The organism is Treponema sp. R8-4-B8 (genome assembly GCF_054786175.1).
Map to the genome: position 1 here is coordinate 1 of NZ_BDHE01000162.1, position 815 is coordinate 815.

Here is an 815-nt window from a genome sequence, read left to right on the forward strand (position 1 = left end):
TCAGGCCTTCTCTTGACATCACTGATATTTACGAAGCCAATAAAAGTAGACTTCTTGCCTATCCCGCGGAGATTGGCACTTATAAAGGCAGAGTATATGCCATGTCATGGCAGTCCTGTCCCGGAGCTATGTTTTATCGCAGAAGTCTTGCCAAAAAATATCTTGGCACCGATGATCCCAAAACAGTACAGGCCTACTTTGCAGACTTTGACAAATTACTTGAGACAGCCCAGCTTCTCAATCAAAAATCCAATGGTTCATGCGTTATCGTTTCCTCATTAGGCGATTTGAGAAATTCATTCCTGTCAGCCCGCAAAAATCCTTGGCTTGTGAACGGCAAACTTGTAATTGATCCCGTCATGGAAAAATACATGGATATTTGCAAGACGCTTCATGACAACAAATGGGAAGGCAAGAACAAGCATAAAATAAAAAATAACATTAATCTTTTTCATTTTCTTCTCCCTTACTTTGAGATAATAATATAAAATTTAATTTTTATCAAGCAAGCAAGCGATATTAGATTTCAATAAATATATTTCATATAAAAAACATTTCAGTTAGACGGCGTTACCATTCGCCGATAAAAAGTATTTCAGGTTCAAGAGTAAAGCCTGTCTTCTCTTTAACCTTAGCGGCTGTTTCATCCATAAGGGCGCGGATATCCGAAGCGGTGGCGTTTCCGGTATTAATGACGATGTTTCCGTGGAAGGGGGCTATTTGAGCGCCGCCTATTTGACTGCCTTTAAGACCAAGCTCATCAATACTTTGCCCCGTAGGTTTCCCAAAATTACGGTTGTTCTTAAAGGCGGAAC

General features: G+C 40.1%; 2 pseudogenes. One reads left to right on the top strand and one right to left on the bottom strand.

From position 1 onward, the window contains the following. A pseudogene (locus ACYVRA_RS07605) lies at positions 1–488 on the top strand (ABC transporter substrate-binding protein); the annotation flags it as partial. Positions 489–570: 82 nt separating this feature from the next. Here ACYVRA_RS07605 and ACYVRA_RS07610 read toward each other — a convergent pair. Next, positions 571–815 (bottom strand): annotated as a pseudogene (locus ACYVRA_RS07610) (UDP-N-acetylmuramate dehydrogenase); the annotation flags it as partial.